The sequence below is a fragment of the Geodermatophilus aquaeductus genome (assembly GCF_900182545.1).
GTDB classification, from domain to species: Bacteria; Actinomycetota; Actinomycetes; order Mycobacteriales; family Geodermatophilaceae; genus Geodermatophilus; species Geodermatophilus aquaeductus.
Window position 1 is genome coordinate 297,570 of the sequence record NZ_FXTJ01000005.1, and the last position, 21,242, is coordinate 318,811.

Here is a 21,242-nt window from a genome sequence, read left to right on the forward strand (position 1 = left end):
GTGAGCCAGGTCTGGACGACGCCGCACCGCCCGACGCCCGTGGCGGCGCACGTCCCGCTGCCCGGGTCGAAGTCGATCACCGCGCGGGCGCTGGTCCTCGCGGCGCTGGCCGACGGTCCGAGCCGCATCGTGCGCCCGCTGCGCGCCCGCGACACCGACCTGATGGCCGCCGGCCTGCGTGCGCTCGGCGTCGGGATCACCGACGACGGCGACGCCTGGCTGGTCACCCCCGGGCGGCTGCGCGGGCCGGCCGACGTCGACGCCGGTCTCGCCGGCACCGTGCTGCGCTTCCTCCCGCCGGTGGCCGCGCTGGCCGACGGCCCGGTCCGGCTCGACGGCGACCCGCGGCTGCGCGAGCGCCCCAACGCGGGGCTGATCACGGCCCTGCGCGACCTCGGCGTGCCGGTCGACGACGACGGCCGCGGCCGGGCGCCGTTCACCGTGCACGGCAGCGGCGCGGTGCGCGGCGGAGCGGTGACGGTCGACGCGAGCGAGTCCTCGCAGATCGTCTCGGGCCTGCTGCTGGCCGCCGCGCGGTTCACCGACGGGATCGACCTGGCCCTGGCCGGCGGGGTGCCGTCGATGCCGCACGTCGAGATGACCGTCGTCGCGCTGCGCGAGCACGGCGTCGCAGTGGCCGCCACCGACCGCGGGTGGCGGGTCTCCCCCGGGCCCGTCGCCGCGCTCGACCGCGTCGTCGAGCCCGACCTGTCCAACGCCGCCCCGTTCCTCGCCGCGGCGCTGGTCACCGGCGGCCGGGTGACGGTGCCCGACTGGCCCGCCGTCACCACCCAGCCCGGCGCCCAGCTCGACCGGCTGCTGGCCGCGATGGGCGCCGAGGTCCAGCGGACGCCCGACGGCCTGCAGGTGACCGGCACCGGCCGCGTCGCCCCGCTGGTCGCCGACCTCGGCGACGTCGGGGAGCTGACGCCGGTGCTCGCCGCGCTGTGCGCCCTGGCCGACGGCCCCTCCCGGCTGACCGGCATCGGGCACCTGCGCGGCCACGAGACCGACCGGCTGCAGGCCCTCGACGAGGTGCTCACCGCGGTCGGTGCCCGGGTGCGGCAGCTGCCCGACGGGCTGGAGATCGAGCCGGGGCCGCTGCGGCCGGCGCTGGTGGACTCCTACGCCGACCACCGCATGGTGCACGCCGCCGCGATCCTCGGGCTGGCCGTCGACGGCGTCCGGGTGTCCGGGCCCGAGGCGGTCACCAAGACCCTGCCGGACTTCCGCGAGCGCTGGGCCGGGATGCTCTCGGCCGCGGCGGAGGTGGCCTCCTGAGCCGCCGGCACGACAGCCGGTCGGACGAGGACGACGTCCGGGTCCGGCCCAACCGGCGCGGCTCGCGGCCGCGCACCCGCACCCGCCCGGCGCACAGCGACGCCGTCCCGGGCCTGGTGGTCGCGGTCGACCGCGGCCGGATGACGGTGCGGGTCGAGGACCCCGGCGGCGGGCCCGTCGAGGTGACCGCGATGCGTGCCCGGGAGCTCGGCAGGCACGGCGTCGTCGTCGGGGACCGGGTGCGGCTGGTCGGCGACACCACCGGCCGCCCGGACACGCTGGCCCGGATCGTGGTCATCGAGGACCGCACGACGTCGCTGCGGCGCACCGCCGACGACACCGACCCGACCGAGCGGGTGGTCGTCGCCAACGCCGAGCAGCTCGTCGTCGTCACCTCGGTGACCGACCCCGACCCGGCGCTGGGCTTCCTCGACCGGTGCCTGGTGGCTGCCTACGCCGGCGGCCTGGAGCCGCTGTTCTGCCTGACCAAGACCGACCTGGCCAGCCCGCAACCGCTGCTGGACCGCTACGCCGGCCTGGACGTCGGCGCCGTGCCGGTGTCGCGCGAGACGCCGCTGGACCCGCTGCTTGAGCGCCTGACCGACCGCACCAGCGTGTTCGTGGGCCAGTCCGGGGTGGGCAAGTCGACGCTGGTCAACCGGCTGGTGCCCGACGCCGACCGGGCCATCGGCGACGTGAGCAAGATCGGGAAGGGCCGGCACACGTCGTCGTCGGCGGTGCTGTTCGACCTGCCCGGCGGCGGCACGATCGTCGACACCCCCGGCATCCGCTCGCTCGGGCTGGCGCACGTCACGGCCGACGACGTCGTCGGGGCGTTCGAGGACCTCGCCGAGGCCGCCGTCGACTGCCCGCCCGGCTGCGGGCACTCGGCCGACGACCCCGACTGCGCGCTCGACGCCTGGGCCGCCGCCGGACCGCCCGGCCGCGCCGAGCGGCTGGCCAGCGTGCGGCGGCTGCTCGACGCCGTCGGCCAGACCGGCCCCACCCACTAGGAGGCGCCCGATGGAGCAGCAGGTCCACTTCCTCACCCTGGCCACCGCCGACCTCGACGCGGCGCGGCGGTTCTACGTCGAGGGCCTCGGCTGGACGCCGCTGCTCGACGTGCCCGGCGAGATCGTGTTCTTCCAGATCGCGCCCGGCACCGTGCTCGCGTTCTTCGAGGCGGCACAGTTCGCGCAGGACCTCGGCACCGGCCCGGCGCGGCCGGAGGTGTCGGGCCTGACGCTGGCGCACAACGTCGGCGACCGCGACGCGGTCCGCGCGCTGACCGACCGCATGGCCGCCGCCGGCGGCACGGTGCTGACCGCTCCGGAGGAGGGCGCGTTCGGCGGCGTGTTCCACGCGCTGGTGCGCGACCCGAACGGCGTCGTCTGGGAGATCGGGCACAACCCCGGCTGGTCGGTCGCCCCCGACGGGACCGTGCGGCTGTCCTAGCCGACCGCGCCCTGGTGGCGCGGCCGGGGGAACAGGTCGTCGCCCATCGGCTCGTCGACCGCCTCGATGCGCAGGTCGTGGGTGTCCCCGGCGAAGGTCCCGTCGAGCGCCTCGGCCCACACGCACACCCCGGTCTGCACGTCGAGCCGCACCAGGTGGACGGTCGGGTACACGGCGGCCTCGTCGACGCTCCCCCACTCCAGCTCGTCGATCCGCCGGCTTCGCAGCAGCGGGCAGCAGGAGCAGCGCGGCTCGTAGCGGTCGGTCGGCACGACGAGCGCCTCCCAGGCCGGGCGGCCGGCGTGCTCGACCTCGCGCAGCCCGTCGACGTCCAGCGCCGCCCCGGGCACGGGAAACCGGGTCTCCTGGTCCAAGCCCTCGGCGAGCTCGAGCGGCCGTAGCGCGGCCACCCAGCGGTAGTCCTGCCACATCGGGTCGTCGTCGGCGCCGACCTCCCGGATGACGTCGAGCAGCCGTCCCTCGGCGTCCTCCACACGGAGCAGGTCAGGCCGGCGCAGCCACGCGCGGACCGGCGCGGACCACGTCGTGGCGTGTCGCCGGCGCTCGGTGAACCGCAGCGTCGTCCACCGCTTGGCCGAGGAGCGGGCCAACGCGCGGAGGTCGTCGGCGGTGGGCACGTGCGCAGTGTGGGCCGCGGCCGGGCACCTGTCGTGCGAGTACTCGTGCTCTGGTCCGTATCGGGGGCAGAGCACGAGCGCCGGCCGGAGGAGGACTAGCGGTCGACGTCGACCCAGCCGCCGGAGCGCCAGTACAGCCCCGCCTCGCGGGAGAGCAGTCCCTCGTCGACCAGGTAGCGGCGCAGCGCCGCGGTGTCGGGGTGCCAGACGCCGAGCAGGGCGTTGACCTCGCGCTCGGGATAGCGGACGCCGACCTCGAACACCCGCACCACGTGCTCGAGCACCACGCGCCGCTTGCTCTGCTGGGCCGGGATCGTGGTCAGCCGGCCGTCGCGGATGAACGCGGCGAGGACCGCGGACTCGGCGGGGTCGTCCGACAGCGGCTCCGGCGGCGGCGCGGAGGCGGCCGCGGCCCGGGCGGCGGCACCGAAGCGGTCGGTCAGCAGCTCGAGGACGTGCCCGTCGCGGCGCACCAGCCCGGCGCGGGCGAGCCGCCGGGCGGCCAGGGCCACGTCCTTGAGCGCGAGACCCGAGGCGCCGGCGACCTCCTCGATCGTCCCCGCGCCCAGGGCCAGGGCCGCCACCACCTTCAGCCGGGTGGGGTCGGCCAGCAGCCCCACGATCGTTCCCGCCTCCACGGGAGCGACGGTATCCGCGCATCGGAGCACGTGGGCGGGGGTAGCGGGACGTCATGGTGAGCCCCATCGACATCCAGAAGGCCCTCAAGGGCATGGACTACCCGGCGACGAAGGAGCAGATCCTCGAGCACGCCAAGGGCGGCGACAAGGACGTCCTCGACGCGCTGCAGAAGATCGACGACCGCGAGTACGAGGGGCCCAGCGGCGTGAGTGCCGCCGTCTTCAACTGACGCCCGGCTAGGTTCGGTGCCCATGACACCGGGCCGGGACTTCACGGGGGACATGCACCTCGCGCACGTGCTCGCCGACCAGGCGGACTCGATCAGCATGGAGCGCTTCCGGGCCCTCGACCTCACCGTCGAGACCAAGCCGGACCTCACGCCGGTCACCGACGCCGACCGCGCCGTCGAGGAGCAACTGCGGATCACCCTCGCCCGTGCCCGCACGCGCGACGCCGTCCTCGGTGAGGAGTTCGGGGTGACCGGCCACGGCCCGCGCCGCTGGGTGCTCGACCCGATCGACGGGACGAAGAACTTCGTCCGCGGCGTGCCGGTCTGGGCCACGCTCATCGCCCTGTTCGACGGCGACGAGGCCGTGGTCGGCCTGGTCTCCGCGCCAGCGCTCAACCGGCGCTGGTGGGCGGCGAAGGACGTCGGGGCCTGGACCGGCCGGCGCCTGGAGTCGGCCGCCCGCTGCCGCGTCTCCGGCGTCACCGACCTGGCCGACGCGAGCCTGTCCTACTCCAGCCTGTCCGGCTGGGAGGAGCGCGGGCTGCTCGAAGGCTTCCTCGACCTGACCCGGTCGGTGTGGCGCACCCGCGCCTACGGCGACTTCTGGAGCTACGTGCTCCTGGCCGAGGGGGCCGTCGACGTCGCGTGCGAGCCGGAGGTGTCGCTGTGGGACCTCGCCGCGCTCGACGTCATCGTGCGCGAGGCCGGCGGGCGCTTCACCGACCTCACCGGCGCCGACGGCCCGGCCGGTGGCAGCGCGCTGGCCACGAACGGTGCGCTGCACGACGCGGCGCTGGGACACCTGCGGCTGCCCGACCCGGCGGCCTGAACCGGCGATGAACCGGCGACGGCGACCCTCCCCGGGGAACGGGTAGGGCCGCCGTCGTGCGGTGCGGAGTCAGACGGTGGGGGTGGTGCCTCCACCGGAGCCCGTGCCGCGGCCTCCGGAGAGCCGGCGGCGGGCGTCGTCGATCCGCGCCTTCGTCTTCGGGTCCCTGGCCACCTGCTGCGCCTTCGCGGACGCCTGCTTCAGTGCCTGCTGGCCCTTCCCGCTGCGTGCGAACTGGGCGACCTTGTCGAACACCGACGCCATCTCGTGCGCCTCCTCTCGCCGGGGACCCGTCCTGGGTCCCTCACCACGATCAACGGATCCCGCACGGGCGCCGTTCCCCGCGCCGGAGCAGGTCAGGCCCGCGGCGGCACCGGCGGCCCGGACACCCGCCGCGGCTCCACGGCCAGGCCCACGCCCCGGCCGGCCAGCACCGCCGCCCCGACGGCGGACGCGCTGCGCAGCGGCAGGTACGCGACCGGCCGGCCGAGGGAGTCGGCGAGCACCTGCCGCACCAGCCGCGAGCGCCCGCCGCCCCCGGTCAGGACGACCGGCCCGCCGGGCGCCTCGCCCAGGAGCCCGGCCGCGGCGGCGACGGCCGACATCACGCCCTCGACGGCGGCGCGGGCGAGGTCGGCGCGGGTCGTACCGGCACCGAGGCCGCTCCACCCGCCGCGGTCGTCGGGCCCGGCCACCCCGCCGCGCTCGCCGGTGAGGAACGGCCGGAACACCGCTCCCCCGGCCCCGGGCGGCGACGTGGCGGCCAGCTCGAGCAGCTCCCCCGACGGGACGCCGAGCACGCCGGCCACCCAGGTCCACGCCGAGCCGCCGTTCTGCAGCGCGGCCATGGCGTACCAGCCGTCCGCGGCGTCGGCGTAGCCGTGCACGGGCGGGTCGTCGGCGGGCGCCGGCGTCCACCCGGGCCGCAGGACCTGCGCCCCGGTGCCGAGGTTGACCTGCAGCCCCCCGGTCGTCCCGGCCGCGAGCAGCGCCAGCGGGGTGTCCCCGCCGCCGACGACGACCGGCACCTCGGCGCCGCCGACCACCGCCGTTCCCGCCACCTCCGCCGAGGGCCGCACCGCGGGCAGCAGCTCCGCCGGCACCCCGGCCGCGGCCCGCGCGGCGCCGGACCAGCCGTCGGCGACGACGTCCCAGAGCAGCGTGGCCGAGGCGTCGCTGCGGTCGGTGACCCGCGGGTCGGCGCCGGGGAGCAGGGTCGCCCGGAACGCGTCCTTGGGCAGCAGCGCCGCGGCGGCGCGGTCGACGAGGTCGGGGCGGTGGGCGGCCAGCCAGGCCAGCACCGGCCCGGTCATCCCCGGCACCAGCGGGTTGGCCAGCGCGGCGCGGTCGGCGGCCGGCAGCGCCCGCCACCGGGCGACCTCCGCGGCGGCGCGCCGGTCGGGCCAGAGCACCGCGGGGGCCAGAGCGGCGCCGGCGTCGTCGACGAGCACCGTGCCGTGCATCTGGCCCGACAGGCCGAGCCCGGCCACCGGCCGGCCGCCCAGCGCGGGCAGCAGCCGGGCCAGCGCGTCGTCGAACGCGGCGCGCCAGGTGCCGACCGCGCACTCGGCCCAGCCCTCCCGGGGGCTGTCCACCGCGTAGCCCGCCTCTGTCTCTGCGACCGTGCCGCCGTCCTCCCCGAGCGCGACGAGCTTGAGCCCGCTGGTGCCCAGGTCCGCGCCGAGCAGCACGCCGGACACCGTCAGCGGCCGTGCGGGGCGCCGGAGCGGCCGTTGCGGTCGGCCAGCAGCCCGGCGAGCGTGCTCAGCGCGATCTCGGCCGGGGCGCGCGAGCCGATGTCGAGCCCGATCGGCCGGTGCACCCTGGCCACCTCCTGCGGCGGCACGCCGAGCGTGGCCAGCGCTGCCACGTGCGGGCCCTCGTGCCGCGGGTTGCCCATGACGCCCACCCAGCGGACCGGCCGGGCCAGCGCGTCGCGCAGCACCTCGCCGAGCTCGGGCCGGTGGTGGTCGGTGACCACGACGTCGGCGTCGGACAGGTCCTCGGGGAGGTCGGCGAACCCGAGGACGCCGGCCCCGCGGGCGGGGTCGGGGTCGAGCAGCACGGTGCGGAAGCCGAGCTCGGGCGCCCAGCGCAGCAGCACCTCGGCCACCGGCGAGTCGAACACCGCCACCAGCACCCGGTCGGTCACGGCTCCCCCAGGAAGTCAGTGAGCGCCGCGGCGAAGGCCGGCGCCCGGAGCGCGGTGGCGTGGTCGCCAGGGACGACGGCCACCCGGGCGCCCGGGATGGCGGCGGCGAGCGTGCCGGGGCGGGCCGCGAGCGGATCGGCGTCGCCGGCGAGGACGAGGGTGGGCGCGGTGATCGCGGCCAGGTCGGCACTCCGGGTGTGCACCGCCCGGGCGTGCGCGGCGAGGGCCCGCCGGTCGGCGCCGAGGGCATCGGCCATCCGGCAGAAGGGCAGGGTGGCGGGAGAACGCACGGCGGCGACGTCGGGCGCCTCCAGCGCGTCGGCCAGCTCGGCCATCAGGACGGCGTGGGCCCGCGCACCGGCGGGCTCCACGAACGCGGCGCCGGTTCCGCCGACCACCAGCCGGCGCACCCGCCGGTCGGCGACCGCGACCAGCACCGCGACCGTCGCCCCCATCGAGTAGCCGGCCAGGTCGAACGAGTCGTGGTCGAGCGCGTCGGCCACCCGCCGCAGGTCGTCGGCCATGCGGAGCTCGCCGTAGGCGGCCGGGTCGTGCGGCTTGTCCGACCGTCCGTGCCCGCGGGCGTCGACGCCGACGACCTCCCGCCCGGCCGCCACCAGGACCGCGACCGTCCCGGTGCCGACCCAGTTGAGCCGGGTGTCGGCGACGAAGCCGTGCTGCAGGTAGACCGGCGGGAGCGGGCCGGGGTCCCCCCACCGATGCACGGCGACCGCGACGCCGTCGGCGCCGGGCACCCGCAGGGTCGCCAGCACCGCCGTCACGCGGCGCGCTCGGGGCTGTCGCCGTAGGCGTAGCCGGCGTCGGCGTACCGGCCGCCGACGGCGACGCCGGGCGGGGCGATCTCGCCGAGGCGGGCCAGGTCCCCGGCGCTGAGCTCGACGGCCAGGGCGCCGGCGTTCTCCTCCAGGTAGGAGCGCCGCTTGGTGCCCGGGATCGGGACGACGTCGTCGCCCTGCGCGAGCACCCAGGCCAGCGCGAGCTGCCCGGGCGTGCAGCCCTTCTCCGTCGCCAGGTCGCGGACGGCGTCGACCAGGCGCAGGTTGGCCGCGAACGCCTCGCCGGTGAAGCGGGGGTGGGTGCGCCGCCAGTCGTCCTCGGCGAAGTCGTCGGGACTGGTGATCGCGCCGGTGAGGAAGCCACGGCCCAGCGGGCTGAACGGCACGATGCCGATCCCCGCCTCGCGGGCGACGCCCAGTACCTCGGTCTCGAGATCGCGCGTCCACAGCGACCACTCGCTCTGCAGCGCCGCGATCGGGTGCACGGCCACCGCCCGCCGGACCGAGGCGGCCGAGGCCTCCGACAGCCCGAGGTACCGGACCTTCCCCTGCTGCACGAGCTCGGCCATCGCGCCGACGGTGTCCTCGATCGGCACCCGCGGGTCGACCCGGTGCTGGTAGTAGAGGTCGACGACGTCGACCCCGAGCCGGCGCAGGCTGGCCTCGGCGCAGGCGCGCACGTTCTCGGGCCGGCCGTCGATGTCCATGCCCCCGCGGTCGTTCCTCCGCAGCGAGAACTTGGTCGCGAGTTGCACCTCGTCGCGCCGGCCGCGGATCGCCTCGCCGACGAGCTCCTCGTTGTGCCCGTCCCCGTAGACGTCGGAGGTGTCGAGGAAGGTCACGCCCAGGTCGAGCGCCCGGTGCACGGTGGCGATCGACTCGTCGCGGTCGGCGGCGCCGTACATCTGGCTCATGCCCATGCAGCCCAGGCCGAGCGCGGAGACGGTCAGGCCGTCCCGGCCGAGCGTGCGGGGAGCGGCGGGGGAGGTCATGCCCGCATCCTCGTCCCGGCGGGCGCGGACCCGCCACCGGCCGTTTCCGGTCCGGCGGCACGGGTAGCCGCCCCGGGCGACGACTCCCCGGGAGGACCCATGAGCGCGCGCCCCGCCCGCCGCACGGCCCGACTGCTCGGCCTGACCAGCCTGGGCCTCGGCACCTCGATGCTGGTGTCCCCCACCGGGGTCGCCCGCTTCGCGGGGGTCGACGACTCCCCGGTGGCCGTGCCGGTCATCACCGCCGTCGGCGCGCGGGAGCTGGCGCACGCCGCCGGGCTGCTCGCCGGCCGGCCCGGCTGGGCGTGGACGCGGGTCCTCGGCGACGCCGTCGACCTCACCGCCATGGGCGTCGCGCTGTCCAACCGCCGCGGTGCCCGCGAGCGGCAGCTGCGCAACGTCCTCGTCGGCGCCTCCGTCCTCGCCGCGCTCGACCTGCTGACGGCGCTGCGCTCGCGGGGGCGGCGGCGGAACCCGGTCCCGTCGGCCGACACGCGCCCCGGCGGCACCGGCCTGGTCGCCCCGCTGGTCGACGTCCGCCCGGCGCTGGCCGGCGAGCCCCGCCGGCCGGTCGTGCCGGCGGCGAAGGCGCAGGCCTCGGACGTGCGGGCGTCGGACGCCCTGACGACGGGCACCCCGACGCAGGCCCCCGCCGGCGCGCCGGGCGGACCCGCCGTCAGCTGACGGTCAGGAAGCCGTCCACGACGGTCGCCAGCTCCGGGGCGGAGAAGACGTCGTAGTGGGTGCGCCCGGGCAGGATCGCCAGCCGCGAGGCGGGGCGCCCCGACCCGTCCCAGCCGGCGTCGCGCAACCCGCCGCCCAGCAGCGCGAAGAACTCCGCCGCGTGCGCCGGCGGGATGCCGTCGGCGTCGCCGTAGACCAGCAGGACCGGCGCGGTGATCGCCCGCACCTCCGCACTCCAGTCGTAGGGCGTGCGGAGCAGGTCGCCGGTCTTGTCCATGAGCGTGCCGAACGCGTCGACGTCGGGCGCGACGGCGGCGTAGGCGGCGTACATCGGCGTCTGCCGCATCCCCTCGATGCCGGCGGCGCTCACGGCGGCCATCCCCTCCAGGACGTCGGGGAACCAGCCGTCCCGGCGGCAGGGTGCCGAGACGACGACCAGCCGGCGCACGACCTCCGGGTGCCGGATCGCCACGCGCAGCACGACGCCGCCGCCGAGCGAGTAGCCCATCAGGTCGGCCGGGCCGAGGTCGAGCCCGCGCACCAGCGCGGCCACGTCGTCGGCGAGGTCGTCCCAGGTGAACGGCCGGTCGACGTCGGCGGTGTGCCCGTGGCCCTGCAGCTCGACGGCGACCACCCGCCGGTGCGCGGCCAGCCGCTCGAGGACGTCGCCGAACACGTCCACCACGCCGAACCCGCCGTGGACGACGACCAGCGGCGTGCCGCCCTCGTCCAGGCTCCGCCAGTACATCCGCACGCCGCCGGTGACCGGTGCGTACCCCTCGTCGGCCCGCAGGCCCGTCGTCGTCATGCCGGTGGGACGGCACGGGCGACCGGAACTCACCGGTGGTGGTGGGATGGGGAGCGAATGCGGCGCCCACCCCGGGCGCCGGCGAGGAGGTCCGCGTGCAGTACGCCGAGTCCGTCGTCGACCTGATCGGCGGCACCCCGCTGGTCCGGCTGTCGAGGGTCACCGCCGACCTCGGCCCGGACGCGCCGCTGGTGCTGGCCAAGGTCGAGTACATGAACCCCGGCGGGTCGGTGAAGGACCGCATCGCCGTGCGCATGGTCGACGCCGCCGAGGCCAGCGGGGAGCTGAAGCCGGGCGGGACGATCGTGGAGCCGACCAGCGGCAACACCGGCATCGGCCTGGCGCTGGTCGCCCAGCAGCGCGGGTACAGGTGCATCTTCGTGTGCCCCGACAAGGTCAGCCAGGACAAGGTCAACACGCTGCGGGCCTACGGCGCCGAGGTCGTGGTCTGCCCCACCGCCGTCGACCCGTCCGACCCGCGGTCGTACTACTCGGTGTCCGACCGGCTGGCGCGGGAGACCCCGGGCGGCTGGAAGCCCGACCAGTACGCCAACCCGGCCAACCCGCGCTCGCACTACGAGACCACCGGCCCGGAGATCTGGGAGCAGACCGAGGGCCGGGTGACCTGCTTCGTCACCGGCGTCGGCACCGGCGGGACGATCAGCGGCATCGGCCGCTACCTCAAGGAGGTCAGCGACGGCCGCGTGCGCGTGGTCGGCGTCGACCCGGAGGGCTCGGTCTACTCCGGCGGCACCGGCCGGCCCTACCTCGTCGAGGGTGTCGGCGAGGACTTCTGGCCCGACGCCTACGACCGCTCGATCGCCGACGACATCGTCGCCGTCACCGACGCCGACTCCTTCCGGATGACCCGGCGGCTGGCCCGCGAGGAGGGCCTGCTGGTGGGCGGCTCGTGCGGGATGGCCGTCGTCGGCGCGCTGCGGGCGGCCGAGCAGCTCGGTCCCGACGACGTCGTCGTGGTGCTGCTGCCCGACGGCGGCCGCGGCTACCTCAACAAGATCTTCAACGACCGCTGGATGGCCGACTACGGCTTCCTCGACGTCGCGTCCGGCGAGACCGTGGGCGAGCTGCTCGAGGCCAAGGACGGCGCGACGCCGGTCCTCGTGCACACCCACCCCAACGAGACCGTCCGCGACGCGATCGACATCCTGCGCGAGTACGGGGTGAGCCAGCTGCCCGTCGTCCGCGCCGAGCCCCCGGTGACCGCCGGCGAGGTGGTCGGGTCGGTCGACGAGAAGGTGCTGCTCGACGCGCTGTTCGCCGGGCGGGCCTCGCTGTCGGACCGGGTGGAGAAGCACATGTCCGCGCCGCTGCCGATCATCGGCTCCGGCGAGCCGGTCAGCGCCGCGGTCGCCGAGTTCGGCGAGGCCGACGCCCTCGTGGTGCACGTCGACGGCAAGCCCGCCGGCGTCGTCACCCGCCAGGACGTCCTCGGCCACCTCGCGGGGGTGGCCAAGTGAGCGGCTCCGGCTTCGACACCCGGGCGATCCACGCCGGGCAGGACCCGAACCCGGCCACCGGCGACGTCGTCGTCCCGCTGCACCTGGCCACGACGTTCAAGCAGGACGGCGTCGGCGGGCTGCGCGACGGCTACGAGTACGCCCGCAGCGGCAACCCGACGCGCACCGCGCTGCAGGACCTGCTCGCCTCGCTCGAGGAGGGCACCGCGGGCCTCGCCTTCGCCTCCGGGCTCGCCGCCGAGGACACGCTGCTGCGCACCGTGTGCCAGCCGGGCAGCCACGTGGTGCTCGGCGGGGACGCCTACGGCGGCACGTTCCGGCTCATCTCGCGGGTGGCCTCGCGCTGGGGCGTCGAGCACACCCCGGCCGACCTCAACGACGCCGACGCCCTGCGCGCGGCGATCCGGCCGGAGACGCGGGTGGTCTGGTGCGAGACGCCGACCAACCCGCTGCTCAACATCGCCGACATCACGCGCACCGCCGAGATCGCGCACGAGGCCGGCGCGCTGCTCGTCGTCGACAACACCTTCGCCTCGCCCTACCTGCAGCGGCCGCTGACCCTGGGCGCCGACGTCGTGGTGCACTCGACGACGAAGTACCTCGGCGGGCACTCCGACGTCGTCGGCGGGGCGCTCGTCGTCCGCGACGGGGACCTCGCCGAGCAGCTGGCCTACCACCAGAACGCGATGGGGGCCGTCTCCGGGCCGCTGTCGGACTGGCTGGTGGTGCGCGGCATCAAGACCCTCGGCGTGCGGATGGACCGCCACCAGGCCAACGCCGCGCGGATCGCCGAGTACCTGCTGCAGCACGCCGCGGTCTCGCGCGTCCTCTACCCGGGCCTGCCCGACCACCCCGGCCACGACATCGCCGCGAAGCAGATGTCCGGCTTCGGCGGGATGCTGTCGTTCCGGCTGGCCGGCGGCGAGGAGGAGGCACTGCGGGCGTGCGAGCGGTTCGGGCTGTTCACGCTGGCCGAGTCCCTGGGCGGCGTCGAGTCGCTGGTGGAGCACCCGCACCGGATGACCCACGCCAGCGCCGCGGGCTCGCCGCTGGAGGTGCCGGCCGACCTGGTCCGGCTCTCGGTGGGCATCGAGGACGTCGACGACCTGCTCGCCGACCTGGAGCAGGCGCTCCGCTGACCCGGCCCCGTCCAGGGTCCCGCCCCGAGCTCGCGAGGGGTGGGGAGGACGGGGTCCTCACATCAGTCGGTGACCGTCAGGGCCCGGGTGGGGCACTGCTGCGCGGCCTGCCGGACGGACTCCTCGTCGTCCGGCCGGTCCTGCAGCACGTGCACCACGCCGTCGTCGGAGACCTCGAAGACGTCGGGGGCGAGCATCTCGCAGGCACCCGAGCCCACGCACAGCTCGCGGTCGGCGGTGACCCGCATCAGCGGGTCCCGCCGAGCCGGGCCGGCAGCCGCTTGAGCCCGTTGACGAACGACGACGCCAGCCGGTGCGGCGGGCCGGTCACCTCGAGGTCGGGCAGCTGGTCGAAGATCGCCCGGAAGGTGACCTGCAGCTCGCGGCGGGCCAGGTGCGCGCCCAGGCAGAAGTGCGGGCCCTTGGACCCGAAGCCGACGTGCGGGTTGGGGTCGCGGCCGACGTCGAAGCGCTGCGGGTCGGCGAAGACCTCGGGGTCGCGGTTGGCGGCGTTGTAGAACAGCAGGAACTTCTCCCCCGCGGTGAAGCGGTGGCCGCCGACCTCGCCGTCCTGCGTGGCGGTGCGGCGCATCCAGGTCACCGGGCTGACCCAGCGCACGACCTCCTCGACGCCGGTGCGGTCCAGGGACGGGTCGGCGGCCCACCGCGCCCGCTCCTGCGGCCACTCCGAGAGCGCCAGCAGGCCCTGGGAGATGGCGTTGCGGGTGGTCTCGTTGCCGGCCACCAGCAGCAGGATGAAGAACGACGCGATCTCCTGGTGCGAGAGCCGCTCGCCGTCGACCTCGGAGCGGACCAGCGCCGTGGTCAGGTCGTCCCGGGGATCGGCCAGCCGCTCGCCCGCCAGCCGCTCCATGAGCGCGGCCATCTCCATGCCGGCGGTGAGGAAGGCGGTGAGCGGGTCGTCGTTCTCGATGAGCTCCGGGTCCCCGCCGCTCAGGATGATGTTGGAGTTGGCCAGCACGCCCGGCCGGTCGGCCTCGGGGACGCCCATCATGTCGCAGATGACGCGCAGCGGGATCGGCGCGGCGATGTCGGCGACGACGTCGATCACGCCGTCGTTCGCCTCCGCCGTCGCCCGGGCCCGCGCCAGGACGTCGTCGACGATCGTGCGCACCGAGTCCAGCGTGCGCTCGAGCATGCGCGGGGTGAACGTCTTCGACACGATCCGGCGGATCTTGGCGTGCCGCGGGTCGTCCATGCTGATCAGCGAGCCGTAGAACTCGTGCAGCTCGGCCGGGACGTCCTGCATGGACACCGCGCCCTTGCCGGAGCAGAACACCGCCGGCTGCGAACTGATCGCCTCCAGGTCGGCGTAGCGGGTGACCGCGTGGTAGCCGGGTCCGGACGGGATGCCGGGGATCTCGGGCTCGGCGAAGAAGGCGAAGGGGCGCTCGGCGCGCAGCCGGTCCAGCGCCGCGTGCCGCTCGGCCGGCGGGCGCACCCACCACTCGCGGTCGGACAGGTCCACGGTCGCCAGATCGACCTCCGCCGGCGGGATCGGGGCCTCGACGCTCACGGACGACCTCCTCGTCGAACGGTCAGCAGTGACCGTCAACCTAGAGAGCGCGCCCTGTGATCAGCAACACACCTCGGTGTGTCAGTGCGCGAGCCGCCCGTGCAGCCACTCCCGGGCGTGGGCGTTGCCCGCGCGGCCGCGTCCGCGCGCCTCCTCGACCGCCGCGCCGAACTCGCCGGACAGGCAGCGGTCCAGGGCGGCGTCGAGACCGTCGGCGGTGAGCTCCTCGGCCGGCAGCACCAGCGGCCAGCCGAGGGCGCCGGCCTGGCGGGTCACCTTCGCGCCGCCGGCGATCGGGTCGCAGGCCACCACCGGGCGGCCGTGCTTGAGGCCGAGGACCAGCGCGTGCAGCCGCATGCTCACGACGACGTCGGCCCGGCCGATCAGCGCCTCGACCTGCGCCGGCCGGCGGGGGTGCGGCTTCTCGAACTGGTCCATGTCCAGCTCGAACCACGGCAGCCGCCGGGTGGCCAGCCACTCCTCGATGACGCCGCGCACCCGCTCGGCCCGGCTGCGCTCGCCGTACTCGCCCTGCGCCGGGGTGTAGGCCACCGCGACGACGGGGACGTCCGGCACCGGACCCTCGATCGCCAGGTCGGGCCGGGCGACGTCGTCGGCGTCGCGCTCCCAGACCTCGTCGAACAGCGCCCGGCCGGCCTCCTCGACCACCGAGACGTTGACCGCCCAGCGCGCCGCCCCCGCGAACGCCGACGTCAGGTCACGCAGCAGCGGGGCGTCCCGGATCGGGCCGCTGACGAACAGCAGGTGCGTGTAGTCGGCCGGGTCGACGTCGCGCCAGTTCACCCCGCGCTCGAGGAACGGTGCCTCGGCGACGTCGAAGTCCACGCCCGCCTCGGCGAGCCAGCGGGCGACGGTGCCGGCCCCCAGTTCGTCGCCGACGGTGGCGATCACCTCGTCGAAGCTGAACCAGCCGGCCAGGAGGACACGCACACGCTCGAGGCTCGCAGCACCCGCCGGGCGGCGCGCGGACTGACCCGTTCCGGTGCGGCTCAGGCGTCGGTGCGGTCGACCAGGTCGCCGTACTCGGGGTGGCGCTCGATCCAGCCCCGCACGAACGAGCAGCGCGGCACGACCCGCTCACCGCGCGACCGGACGTCGTCCAGAGCGGCGCGGACGAGCTTGCCGCCCAGCCCGGAACCCCCGGCGTCGGGATCGATCTCGGTGTGGGTGAACACCACCCGGTCTCCGCGGCGGTCGTAGGCGGCCAGCCCCAGGAGGCGGTCGCCGTCGCGGATCTCGTAGCGCGCGGCCTCGGGGGCGTCCTGCACGGTCGGCTCCATGACGTCGCCCAACGGCGGCGGACGCCGGACTGTTCCACCGACACGACGAGGGCCCCGGAGCAGGTGCTCCGGGGCCCTCGTGCCAGTAGCGGGGACAGGATTCGAACCTGTGACCTCTGGGTTATGAGCCCAGCGAGCTACCGAGCTGCTCCACCCCGCGTCGGTAGATCCCACTGTACACACCCCTCCGGGCGGCCGCCGCGGGGGTGGAGGGGCGGGCGCCCGGGTAGGACGGGCGCGCCGGGGAGCAACGCCCGGCGGCACCCGCACCCCCGGGAGCGACCGATGACCGCGAGCACCGACGACCGCGACGTCGTCGACGTCCTGACCACCGACCACCACGAGGTCCTCGACCTGGTCGGCCGGATCCCGACCGCCGACCCCGCCGAGCGGCGCGACATGGCCGACACCGTCATCGCCGAGCTGATGCGGCACTCCGTGGCCGAGGAGATGTACGTCTACCCGGCCATGCGCGAGCACCTGCCCGACGGCGACGCCGCCGTCCAGGACGACATCCAGGAGCACCAGCAGCTCGTGGAGGTGATGAAGGAGCTCGAGGGCGTCGACTCCGCCGACCCCCGCTTCCTCGAGGTCCTCGGCCGGCTCGAGGGGGTGCTGCGCCACCACGTCTCCGACGAGGAGACCGAGCAGTTCCCCCAGCTGCGGGCCCGGCTGCCTCGCGGGCAGCTGCTGGGGCTCGGCCGGAAGGTGGAGACGGCGAAGAAGGCCGCACCGACCCGCCCCCACCCGTCCGCGCCGCACAGCGCGCTGTTCCACAAGACGCTGGGACCCGGCGTCGGGATGGTCGACCGCCTCCGCGACGCCCTGACCGGCCGGTCGAAGAACACCTGAGGGCGGCACCCCTCGACCTCCGGCCCGCGGGGACCGATGATCGCCGGCGCCGACCGGCCCCCGCACTCCCTGGAGGACGTCTCGTGCCCGCACCGCCCGCCGGCCCCCGTCCGGACCGCAGCACACAGGCCGCCCGCCAACGGGTGGTCGGCATGCTCGGCGGGATGAGCTGGGAGTCGACCGCCGAGTACTACCGGCTGGCCAACGAGCTGGTCCGCGAGCGCCTCGGCGGGCTGCACTCGGCCCGTCTGCTGCTCGCCTCGGTCGACTTCGCCGAGATCGAGCGCCTGCAGGTCGCCGGCGAGTGGGACCGAGCCGGGGAGCTCCTGGCCGGGGAGGCGGCCCGGTTGGAGGCGGCCGGCGCCGAGCTGCTGGTGCTGTGCACCAACACCATGCACCGCGTGGCCGACCAGGTGCAGGCCGCCGTGGACGTCCCGCTGCTGCACCTGGCCGACGCGACCGCCGCCGCGGTCCGCGCCGCGGGGCTGTCCACGGTCGGGCTGCTGGGCACCGCGTTCACGATGGAGCAGGCGTTCTACCGAGACCGGCTGGCGGGGCACGGGCTGCACGTGCTGGTGCCCGGCGCGGCCGACCGGGCCGAGGTGCACCGGGTCATCTACGACGAGCTGTGTCTCGGCGTCGTGCGCGAGGAGTCCCGCGAGGCGTACCGGCAGGTCATCGGGCGGCTCGTGGACGCCGGCGCGGAGGGCGTGGTCCTCGGCTGCACCGAGATCGAGCTGCTCGTCGGTGCCGGGGACAGTCCCGTCCCGGTCTTCCCGACCACGAGGCTGCACGTCGAGGCGGCGGTCACCGCCGCCCTGGACGGCGTGCCGGTGGGGTGACCCGCGATGTCCCCGACCCCGTCCACCCCGCCCGCCGACCCCGACCTGCTCGCCGCCGCCCGCGCCACCGTCACCGGCCTGATGGCCCGTCACTCCGTGCCCGGTCTGACCGTCGCCGTCACCGGCCCCGACCGGCTGCTGTACGCCGAGGGCTTCGGCAACGCCGACCTCGCCGCCCGGCGGCCGGCCACCGCCGACACCGCCTACCTGTGGTTCTCCATGTCGAAGATCGCCACCGCCACCGTGGCGATGCGGCTCGCCGACGAGGGCCGGCTCGACCTCGACGCCCCGGTCGAGGAGCTGGTGCCGGCGTACGCGGCCCGCTCCGGTCCGCAGCCCCGGGTGCGCCAGCTGCTCGACCACACCGCCGGCGCCCCGAACCCGCTGCCGGTCCGCTGGGTGCTCCCCGCCGACGCCGACGACGCCGAGGTCGACGCCTTCGCCCGACGGGTGCTGGCCCGCCACGGCCGGCCGACACGGCCCGCCGGCGGGCCGGCGCGCTACTCCAACCTCGGATACCTCGTCCTCGCCGAGGCGGTGAGCCGGGCCGCCGGTGCGCCGTTCCCCGACCACGTGCGACGGGCGCTGCTGGCGCCGGCCGGCATGACCGGCACCGGCTACGGCCACCGGGACGACGCCGCCTCCGCCACCGGCTACGTGCGCCTGCCGCGACCGCTGGCTCCGGCGCTGCGGGCCGCACTGCCGGCCGGGATCGTCGGTGACCGGCACGGCGGACACGTCGCACTGCGCCCGTTCCGGGTGGCCGGTGCCGGCTACGGCGGTCTCATCGGCAGCGCACCCGACGCCGCCCGGCTGCTGCGGCTGCACCTGTCCGACGGCGTGGTCGACGGCACCCGGATCCTCTTCCCGGAGAGCACGCGGGCGATGCGCACCATCGTCATGCCGGGGCGGCCGTTCGACCTGGGCCTGGGGTGGTTCCGCCGCCCCGCCGACCGCGGCGCCCGGCCGGGCTTCGTCGAGCACTGGGGCACCGGGGGCGGCTTCTGGAACGCGATGCGTCTCTACCCCGACCTGGGCCTCGGCGTGGTGGTCATGGCCAACACCACCCGCGCGTACGACCACTCCGCGCTCATGGCCGCGCTGGTCGCCGCGTTCGCGGGATGAGCACCCCGCCGCCCCGCGGACCGGGCGGGTCCACCGTGGCAGGAGATGTCGTCCCCCGACCTCACAATCGCGGCGTCCGGGACGTCCACCCGATGGGGAGACGCGAAACGATGAGCAGGACGCACACCGTGGTGCCCTCGCCGATCGGACCGCTGACCGTCGTCCGTGAGGACGGGGTCCTGGTCCGGCTGGCCATGTCCCCACCGGGGCGCCTCGTGGACCCCGAGATCGGCGAGCGGTCCGACGAGGGGTTCGACGACGTCGTCCGGCAGTTGGGTGAGTACTTCGCCGGCGAACGGACCGACTTCGACCTGCCGCTGCGGCCGGTCGGCAGCGACTTCGAGCTGGCCGTCTGGGAGCAGCTGACCCGGATCCCCTACGGCGAGACCCGCTCCTACGGCCACGTGGCCGCGGCGGTCGGCGAGCCCGGCGGCGCGCAGGCGGTCGGTGCCGCCAACGGGCGCAACCCGCTGGCGATCGTCGTCCCCTGCCACCGGGTGATCGGCGCCGACGGCAGCCTGGTCGGCTTCGGCGGCGGGCTGGCCCGCAAGCGCTTCCTGCTCGACCTGGAGCAGCGCGACCGCCGGTTGTTCTGACGCGCGGGTCGAACCGGTCGACCACCCGCGCAGACGACGACGGCCCCCACAGGAACCTGTGGGGGCCGTCGTCGTGTGGTAGCGGGGGCAGGATTCGAACCTGCGACCTCTGGGTTATGAGCCCAGCGAGCTACCGAGCTGCTCCACCCCGCGTCGGTAGTCACCACTCTACACGCCCGCGCGGGGCCCCGCCGCCGGGGGCGGACCCGGGTCCGCCCCCTCCCTCGCTAGGCCGGTCTGCCGCGGCCCTCGCGCAGCACCCGCACCAGCGCGTTGGTCGAGGAGTCCGAGTCGTAGTCCGGCGGGCCCTCGCTCTGCAGCTTCGGCGCCAGCTCGTTGGCCATCACCTTGCCCAGCTCCACGCCCCACTGGTCGAAGCTGTTGATGCCCCAGACCACGCCCTGGGTGAAGACGCGGTGCTCGTAGGCGGCGACCAGCTGGCCCAGTGTCGACGGCGTCAGCTTCGGCGCCACGATCGCGCTGGACGGGTGGTTGCCGGGCATGACCTTGTGCGGCACCACGTCCGGCGCCGTCCCGTCGGCGGCCACCTCCTCGGCCGTGCGCCCGAAGGCCAGTGCCCGGGGCTGGGCGAGGAAGTTCGACAGGAACAGGTCGTGCATCCCGTCGAGGTCGTGGTTGGGCTGGGCGAAGGCGATGAAGTCTGCCGGGCAGAGCACCGTGCCCTGGTGCAGCAGCTGGTAGAAGGCGTGCTGACCGTTGGTGCCCGGCTCGCCCCAGACGATCTCGCCCGTCGCGACGTCGACCGGCGACCCGTCCAGGCGCACCGACTTGCCGTTGGACTCCATGCAGAGCTGCTGCAGGTAGGCCGGGAAGCGGGCCAGGTACTGCGCGTAGGGCAGCACCGCCTGGGTGCGGGTGCCGAAGAAGTCGATGTACCAGACGCTGATCAGCCCGAGCAGCGCCGGCAGGTTCTCCTCCCACGGCGCGGTCCGGAAGTGCTGGTCCATCGCGTGGAACCCGTCGAGCAGCTCGCGGTACCGCTCGGGCCCGATGGCGACCATCAGGGACAGGCCGATCGCGGAGGTGAACGAGTACCGCCCGCCCACCCAGTCCCAGAACCCGAACATGTTGTCGGTGTCGATGCCGAAGTCGGCGACCTTCTCCGCGTTGGTCGAGACAGCGGCGAAGTGCTTCGCGACCGCGGCCTCGTCGCCGCCGAGTCCCTCGAGCAGCCACCGCCGGGCCTCGCGGGCGTTGGTGAGGGTCTCCTGGGTGGTGAAGGTCTTCGACGCGACGATGAACAGCGTGCTGGCCGGGTCGAGGTCGCGGGTCGCCTCGGCGAGGTCGGTCGGGTCGATGTTGGAGACGAACCGGAAGGTGATCGACCGCTCGGAGTAGTCGCGCAGCGCCTGGTAGGCCATCGCCGGGCCGAGGTCGGAGCCGCCGATGCCGATGTTGACCACCGCGCGGATCCGCTCGCCGGTGTGCCCGGTCCACTCGCCGCTGCGGACCCGCTCGGCGAAGGAGGCCATCCGGCCCAGCACCTCGTGCGCCTCGGTGTTGACGTCGCGGCCGTCGACGACCAGCCCGCTCGGGGCCGGGTCGCGCAGCGCGACGTGCAGGACCGCGCGGTCCTCCGTGGTGTTGACGTGCTCCCCGCGGAACATCGCCTTGGTGCGCTCGCGAAGCCCGGCGGCGTCGGCCAGCGCGGCCAGCAGCCGGACCGTCTCGCGGGTCAGCCGGTTCTTCGAGTAGTCGAGGCGGAGGTCGCCGGCGGTGACCACCAGGTCGGTGCCCCGCTCCGGCTCCTCCGCGAAGAGGTCGCGGAGGTGGCGGTCCCCGATCTCGCGGTGGTGCTCGGTCAGGGCCTGCCACTCCGGGGTCTCGCTGATCCGCATCTGTCCTCC

At 75.5% G+C, this 21,242-nt stretch carries 25 protein-coding genes and 2 tRNA genes; 12 read left to right on the forward strand and 15 right to left on the reverse strand.

Annotation, left to right across the window (positions count from 1 at the left end):
• The 3 genes from aroA (at position 1) to FN207_RS14880 (ending at position 2,736) form a co-directional block, all read left to right on the forward strand.
• Positions 1–1,281: a 3-phosphoshikimate 1-carboxyvinyltransferase gene (gene aroA, locus FN207_RS14870; RefSeq protein WP_142459252.1), complete on the forward strand. Its 1,281-nt coding sequence runs from the start codon at positions 1–3 to the stop codon at positions 1,279–1,281.
• Between the two features lie 116 nt (positions 1,282–1,397).
• Complete coding sequence (rsgA, locus tag FN207_RS14875; RefSeq protein WP_246066069.1) at positions 1,398–2,294, forward strand: ribosome small subunit-dependent GTPase A; 897 nt, start codon at positions 1,398–1,400, stop codon at positions 2,292–2,294.
• Positions 2,295–2,304: 10 nt separating this feature from the next.
• Complete coding sequence (locus FN207_RS14880; RefSeq protein WP_142459253.1) at positions 2,305–2,736, forward strand: VOC family protein; 432 nt, start codon at positions 2,305–2,307, stop codon at positions 2,734–2,736.
• On the opposite strand, the gene FN207_RS14885 is transcribed toward FN207_RS14880, so the two are convergent.
• Complete coding sequence (locus FN207_RS14885) at positions 2,733–3,374, reverse strand: hypothetical protein (RefSeq protein ID WP_142459254.1); 642 nt, start codon at positions 3,372–3,374, stop codon at positions 2,733–2,735. The two genes, FN207_RS14880 and FN207_RS14885, sit on opposite strands and share 4 nt — an antisense overlap.
• Positions 3,375–3,469: 95 nt before the next feature.
• Positions 3,470–4,012: a DUF2087 domain-containing protein gene (locus tag FN207_RS14890; protein ID WP_110905505.1), complete on the reverse strand. Its 543-nt coding sequence runs from the start codon at positions 4,010–4,012 to the stop codon at positions 3,470–3,472.
• 53 nt (positions 4,013–4,065) lie between these two features.
• Here FN207_RS14890 and FN207_RS14895 point away from each other — a divergent pair, with 53 nt between their 5' ends.
• The gene (locus tag FN207_RS14895; protein WP_142459255.1) at positions 4,066–4,242 is read left to right on the forward strand and encodes a DUF2795 domain-containing protein; all 177 of its coding nucleotides are present in this window, start codon (positions 4,066–4,068) and stop codon (positions 4,240–4,242) included.
• Positions 4,243–4,264: 22 nt separating this feature from the next.
• Positions 4,265–5,071 carry a histidinol-phosphatase gene (gene hisN / locus FN207_RS14900; RefSeq protein WP_142459256.1) on the forward strand — a complete coding sequence of 269 codons (807 nt, stop codon included), beginning with the start codon at positions 4,265–4,267 and terminating at the stop codon, positions 5,069–5,071.
• A gap of 69 nt (positions 5,072–5,140) precedes the next feature.
• On the opposite strand, the gene FN207_RS14905 is transcribed toward hisN, so the two are convergent.
• The 5 genes from FN207_RS14905 to FN207_RS14925 all read right to left on the reverse strand — a co-directional run bounded on the left by FN207_RS14905 (position 5,141) and on the right by FN207_RS14925 (position 9,012).
• On the reverse strand, positions 5,141–5,335 hold the full coding sequence (locus FN207_RS14905) for a hypothetical protein (RefSeq protein ID WP_142459257.1): 195 nt from the start codon (positions 5,333–5,335) through the stop codon (positions 5,141–5,143).
• Positions 5,336–5,427: 92 nt separating this feature from the next.
• Positions 5,428–6,762, reverse strand: coding sequence for an FGGY family carbohydrate kinase (locus FN207_RS14910; RefSeq protein WP_246066070.1), 1,335 nt, complete (start codon positions 6,760–6,762; stop codon positions 5,428–5,430).
• Positions 6,763–6,773: 11 nt separating this feature from the next.
• A complete protein-coding gene (locus tag FN207_RS14915; RefSeq protein ID WP_142459259.1) occupies positions 6,774–7,223 on the reverse strand; it encodes an XdhC family protein in 450 nt (149 codons plus the stop codon).
• Positions 7,220–8,005: an alpha/beta fold hydrolase gene (locus FN207_RS14920; protein ID WP_142459260.1), complete on the reverse strand. Its 786-nt coding sequence runs from the start codon at positions 8,003–8,005 to the stop codon at positions 7,220–7,222. The genes FN207_RS14915 and FN207_RS14920 overlap by 4 nt, the downstream gene beginning before the upstream one ends.
• Positions 8,002–9,012 carry an aldo/keto reductase gene (locus FN207_RS14925; RefSeq protein ID WP_142459261.1) on the reverse strand — a complete coding sequence of 337 codons (1,011 nt, stop codon included), beginning with the start codon at positions 9,010–9,012 and terminating at the stop codon, positions 8,002–8,004. Before FN207_RS14925 ends, FN207_RS14920 begins: the two co-directional genes overlap by 4 nt.
• Before the next feature lie 99 nt (positions 9,013–9,111).
• On the opposite strand from FN207_RS14925, the gene FN207_RS14930 reads away from it, so the two are divergent.
• Positions 9,112–9,696, forward strand: a complete 585-nt coding sequence (locus FN207_RS14930; protein WP_142459262.1) for a hypothetical protein — start codon at positions 9,112–9,114, stop codon at positions 9,694–9,696.
• Here FN207_RS14930 and FN207_RS14935 read toward each other — a convergent pair.
• A complete protein-coding gene (locus FN207_RS14935; RefSeq protein ID WP_142459263.1) occupies positions 9,689–10,504 on the reverse strand; it encodes an alpha/beta fold hydrolase in 816 nt (271 codons plus the stop codon). The two genes, FN207_RS14930 and FN207_RS14935, sit on opposite strands and share 8 nt — an antisense overlap.
• Before the next feature lie 95 nt (positions 10,505–10,599).
• Between FN207_RS14935 and FN207_RS14940 the strand changes: the two genes are divergently transcribed.
• Both FN207_RS14940 and FN207_RS14945 read left to right on the forward strand, forming a co-directional pair.
• Positions 10,600–11,982 (forward strand): cystathionine beta-synthase, encoded by a 1,383-nt coding sequence (locus FN207_RS14940; RefSeq protein ID WP_142459264.1) that lies wholly within the window; start codon positions 10,600–10,602, stop codon positions 11,980–11,982.
• Complete coding sequence (locus FN207_RS14945; RefSeq protein ID WP_142459265.1) at positions 11,979–13,121, forward strand: cystathionine gamma-synthase; 1,143 nt, start codon at positions 11,979–11,981, stop codon at positions 13,119–13,121. The genes FN207_RS14940 and FN207_RS14945 overlap by 4 nt, the downstream gene beginning before the upstream one ends.
• A gap of 62 nt (positions 13,122–13,183) precedes the next feature.
• On the opposite strand, the gene FN207_RS14950 is transcribed toward FN207_RS14945, so the two are convergent.
• From FN207_RS14950 to FN207_RS14970, 5 genes are all read right to left on the reverse strand, one after another.
• The gene (locus FN207_RS14950; RefSeq protein WP_142459266.1) at positions 13,184–13,369 is read right to left on the reverse strand and encodes a ferredoxin; all 186 of its coding nucleotides are present in this window, start codon (positions 13,367–13,369) and stop codon (positions 13,184–13,186) included.
• Positions 13,369–14,658, reverse strand: a complete 1,290-nt coding sequence (locus tag FN207_RS14955) for a cytochrome P450 (RefSeq protein ID WP_221888209.1) — start codon at positions 14,656–14,658, stop codon at positions 13,369–13,371. The genes FN207_RS14950 and FN207_RS14955 overlap by 1 nt, the downstream gene beginning before the upstream one ends.
• Before the next feature lie 81 nt (positions 14,659–14,739).
• Positions 14,740–15,609, reverse strand: a complete 870-nt coding sequence (locus FN207_RS14960) for a polysaccharide pyruvyl transferase family protein (protein ID WP_142459267.1) — start codon at positions 15,607–15,609, stop codon at positions 14,740–14,742.
• Between the two features lie 59 nt (positions 15,610–15,668).
• On the reverse strand, positions 15,669–15,947 hold the full coding sequence (locus tag FN207_RS14965) for a GNAT family N-acetyltransferase (RefSeq protein ID WP_221888210.1): 279 nt from the start codon (positions 15,945–15,947) through the stop codon (positions 15,669–15,671).
• Between the two features lie 98 nt (positions 15,948–16,045).
• Positions 16,046–16,119: transfer RNA gene (locus FN207_RS14970), tRNA-Met, on the reverse strand.
• A gap of 125 nt (positions 16,120–16,244) precedes the next feature.
• Here FN207_RS14970 and FN207_RS14975 point away from each other — a divergent pair.
• The 4 genes from FN207_RS14975 to FN207_RS14990 all read left to right on the forward strand — a co-directional run bounded on the left by FN207_RS14975 (position 16,245) and on the right by FN207_RS14990 (position 19,374).
• Entirely contained in the window at positions 16,245–16,811 is a 567-nt protein-coding gene (locus FN207_RS14975) for a hemerythrin domain-containing protein (protein WP_185938348.1), read from the forward strand.
• Between the two features lie 83 nt (positions 16,812–16,894).
• A complete protein-coding gene (locus FN207_RS14980) occupies positions 16,895–17,653 on the forward strand; it encodes an aspartate/glutamate racemase family protein (protein ID WP_246066071.1) in 759 nt (252 codons plus the stop codon).
• Between the two features lie 6 nt (positions 17,654–17,659).
• Positions 17,660–18,778 carry a serine hydrolase domain-containing protein gene (locus FN207_RS14985; protein ID WP_142459270.1) on the forward strand — a complete coding sequence of 373 codons (1,119 nt, stop codon included), beginning with the start codon at positions 17,660–17,662 and terminating at the stop codon, positions 18,776–18,778.
• 110 nt (positions 18,779–18,888) lie between these two features.
• On the forward strand, positions 18,889–19,374 hold the full coding sequence (locus tag FN207_RS14990) for a methylated-DNA--[protein]-cysteine S-methyltransferase (protein WP_142459271.1): 486 nt from the start codon (positions 18,889–18,891) through the stop codon (positions 19,372–19,374).
• Between the two features lie 76 nt (positions 19,375–19,450).
• Here the strand turns inward: FN207_RS14990 and FN207_RS14995 are convergent.
• Positions 19,451–19,527 (reverse strand) — tRNA-Met (locus FN207_RS14995).
• A gap of 74 nt (positions 19,528–19,601) precedes the next feature.
• Complete coding sequence (pgi, locus tag FN207_RS15000) at positions 19,602–21,233, reverse strand: glucose-6-phosphate isomerase (RefSeq protein WP_142459272.1); 1,632 nt, start codon at positions 21,231–21,233, stop codon at positions 19,602–19,604.
• Positions 21,234–21,242 lie beyond the last annotated feature (9 nt).

Bases quoted from the DNA above. Each gene is read 5' to 3' on its own strand.
- FN207_RS14880 (WP_142459253.1), top strand. From the start codon at position 2,305: ATGGAGCAGCAGGTCCACTTCCTCACCCTGGCCACCGCCGACCTCGAC.
- FN207_RS14895 (WP_142459255.1), top strand. From the start codon at position 4,066: ATGGTGAGCCCCATCGACATCCAGAAGGCCCTCAAGGGCATGGACTAC.
- hisN (WP_142459256.1), top strand. From the start codon at position 4,265: ATGACACCGGGCCGGGACTTCACGGGGGACATGCACCTCGCGCACGTG.
- FN207_RS14905 (WP_142459257.1), bottom strand. From the start codon at position 5,335: ATGGCGTCGGTGTTCGACAAGGTCGCCCAGTTCGCACGCAGCGGGAAG.
- FN207_RS14925 (WP_142459261.1), bottom strand. From the start codon at position 9,012: ATGACCTCCCCCGCCGCTCCCCGCACGCTCGGCCGGGACGGCCTGACC.
- FN207_RS14930 (WP_142459262.1), top strand. From the start codon at position 9,112: ATGAGCGCGCGCCCCGCCCGCCGCACGGCCCGACTGCTCGGCCTGACC.
- FN207_RS14935 (WP_142459263.1), bottom strand. From the start codon at position 10,504: ATGACGACGACGGGCCTGCGGGCCGACGAGGGGTACGCACCGGTCACC.
- FN207_RS14950 (WP_142459266.1), bottom strand. From the start codon at position 13,369: ATGCGGGTCACCGCCGACCGCGAGCTGTGCGTGGGCTCGGGTGCCTGC.
- FN207_RS14975 (WP_185938348.1), top strand. From the start codon at position 16,245: ATGACCGCGAGCACCGACGACCGCGACGTCGTCGACGTCCTGACCACC.
- FN207_RS14985 (WP_142459270.1), top strand. From the start codon at position 17,660: ATGTCCCCGACCCCGTCCACCCCGCCCGCCGACCCCGACCTGCTCGCC.
- FN207_RS14990 (WP_142459271.1), top strand. From the start codon at position 18,889: ATGAGCAGGACGCACACCGTGGTGCCCTCGCCGATCGGACCGCTGACC.
- pgi (WP_142459272.1), bottom strand. From the start codon at position 21,233: ATGCGGATCAGCGAGACCCCGGAGTGGCAGGCCCTGACCGAGCACCAC.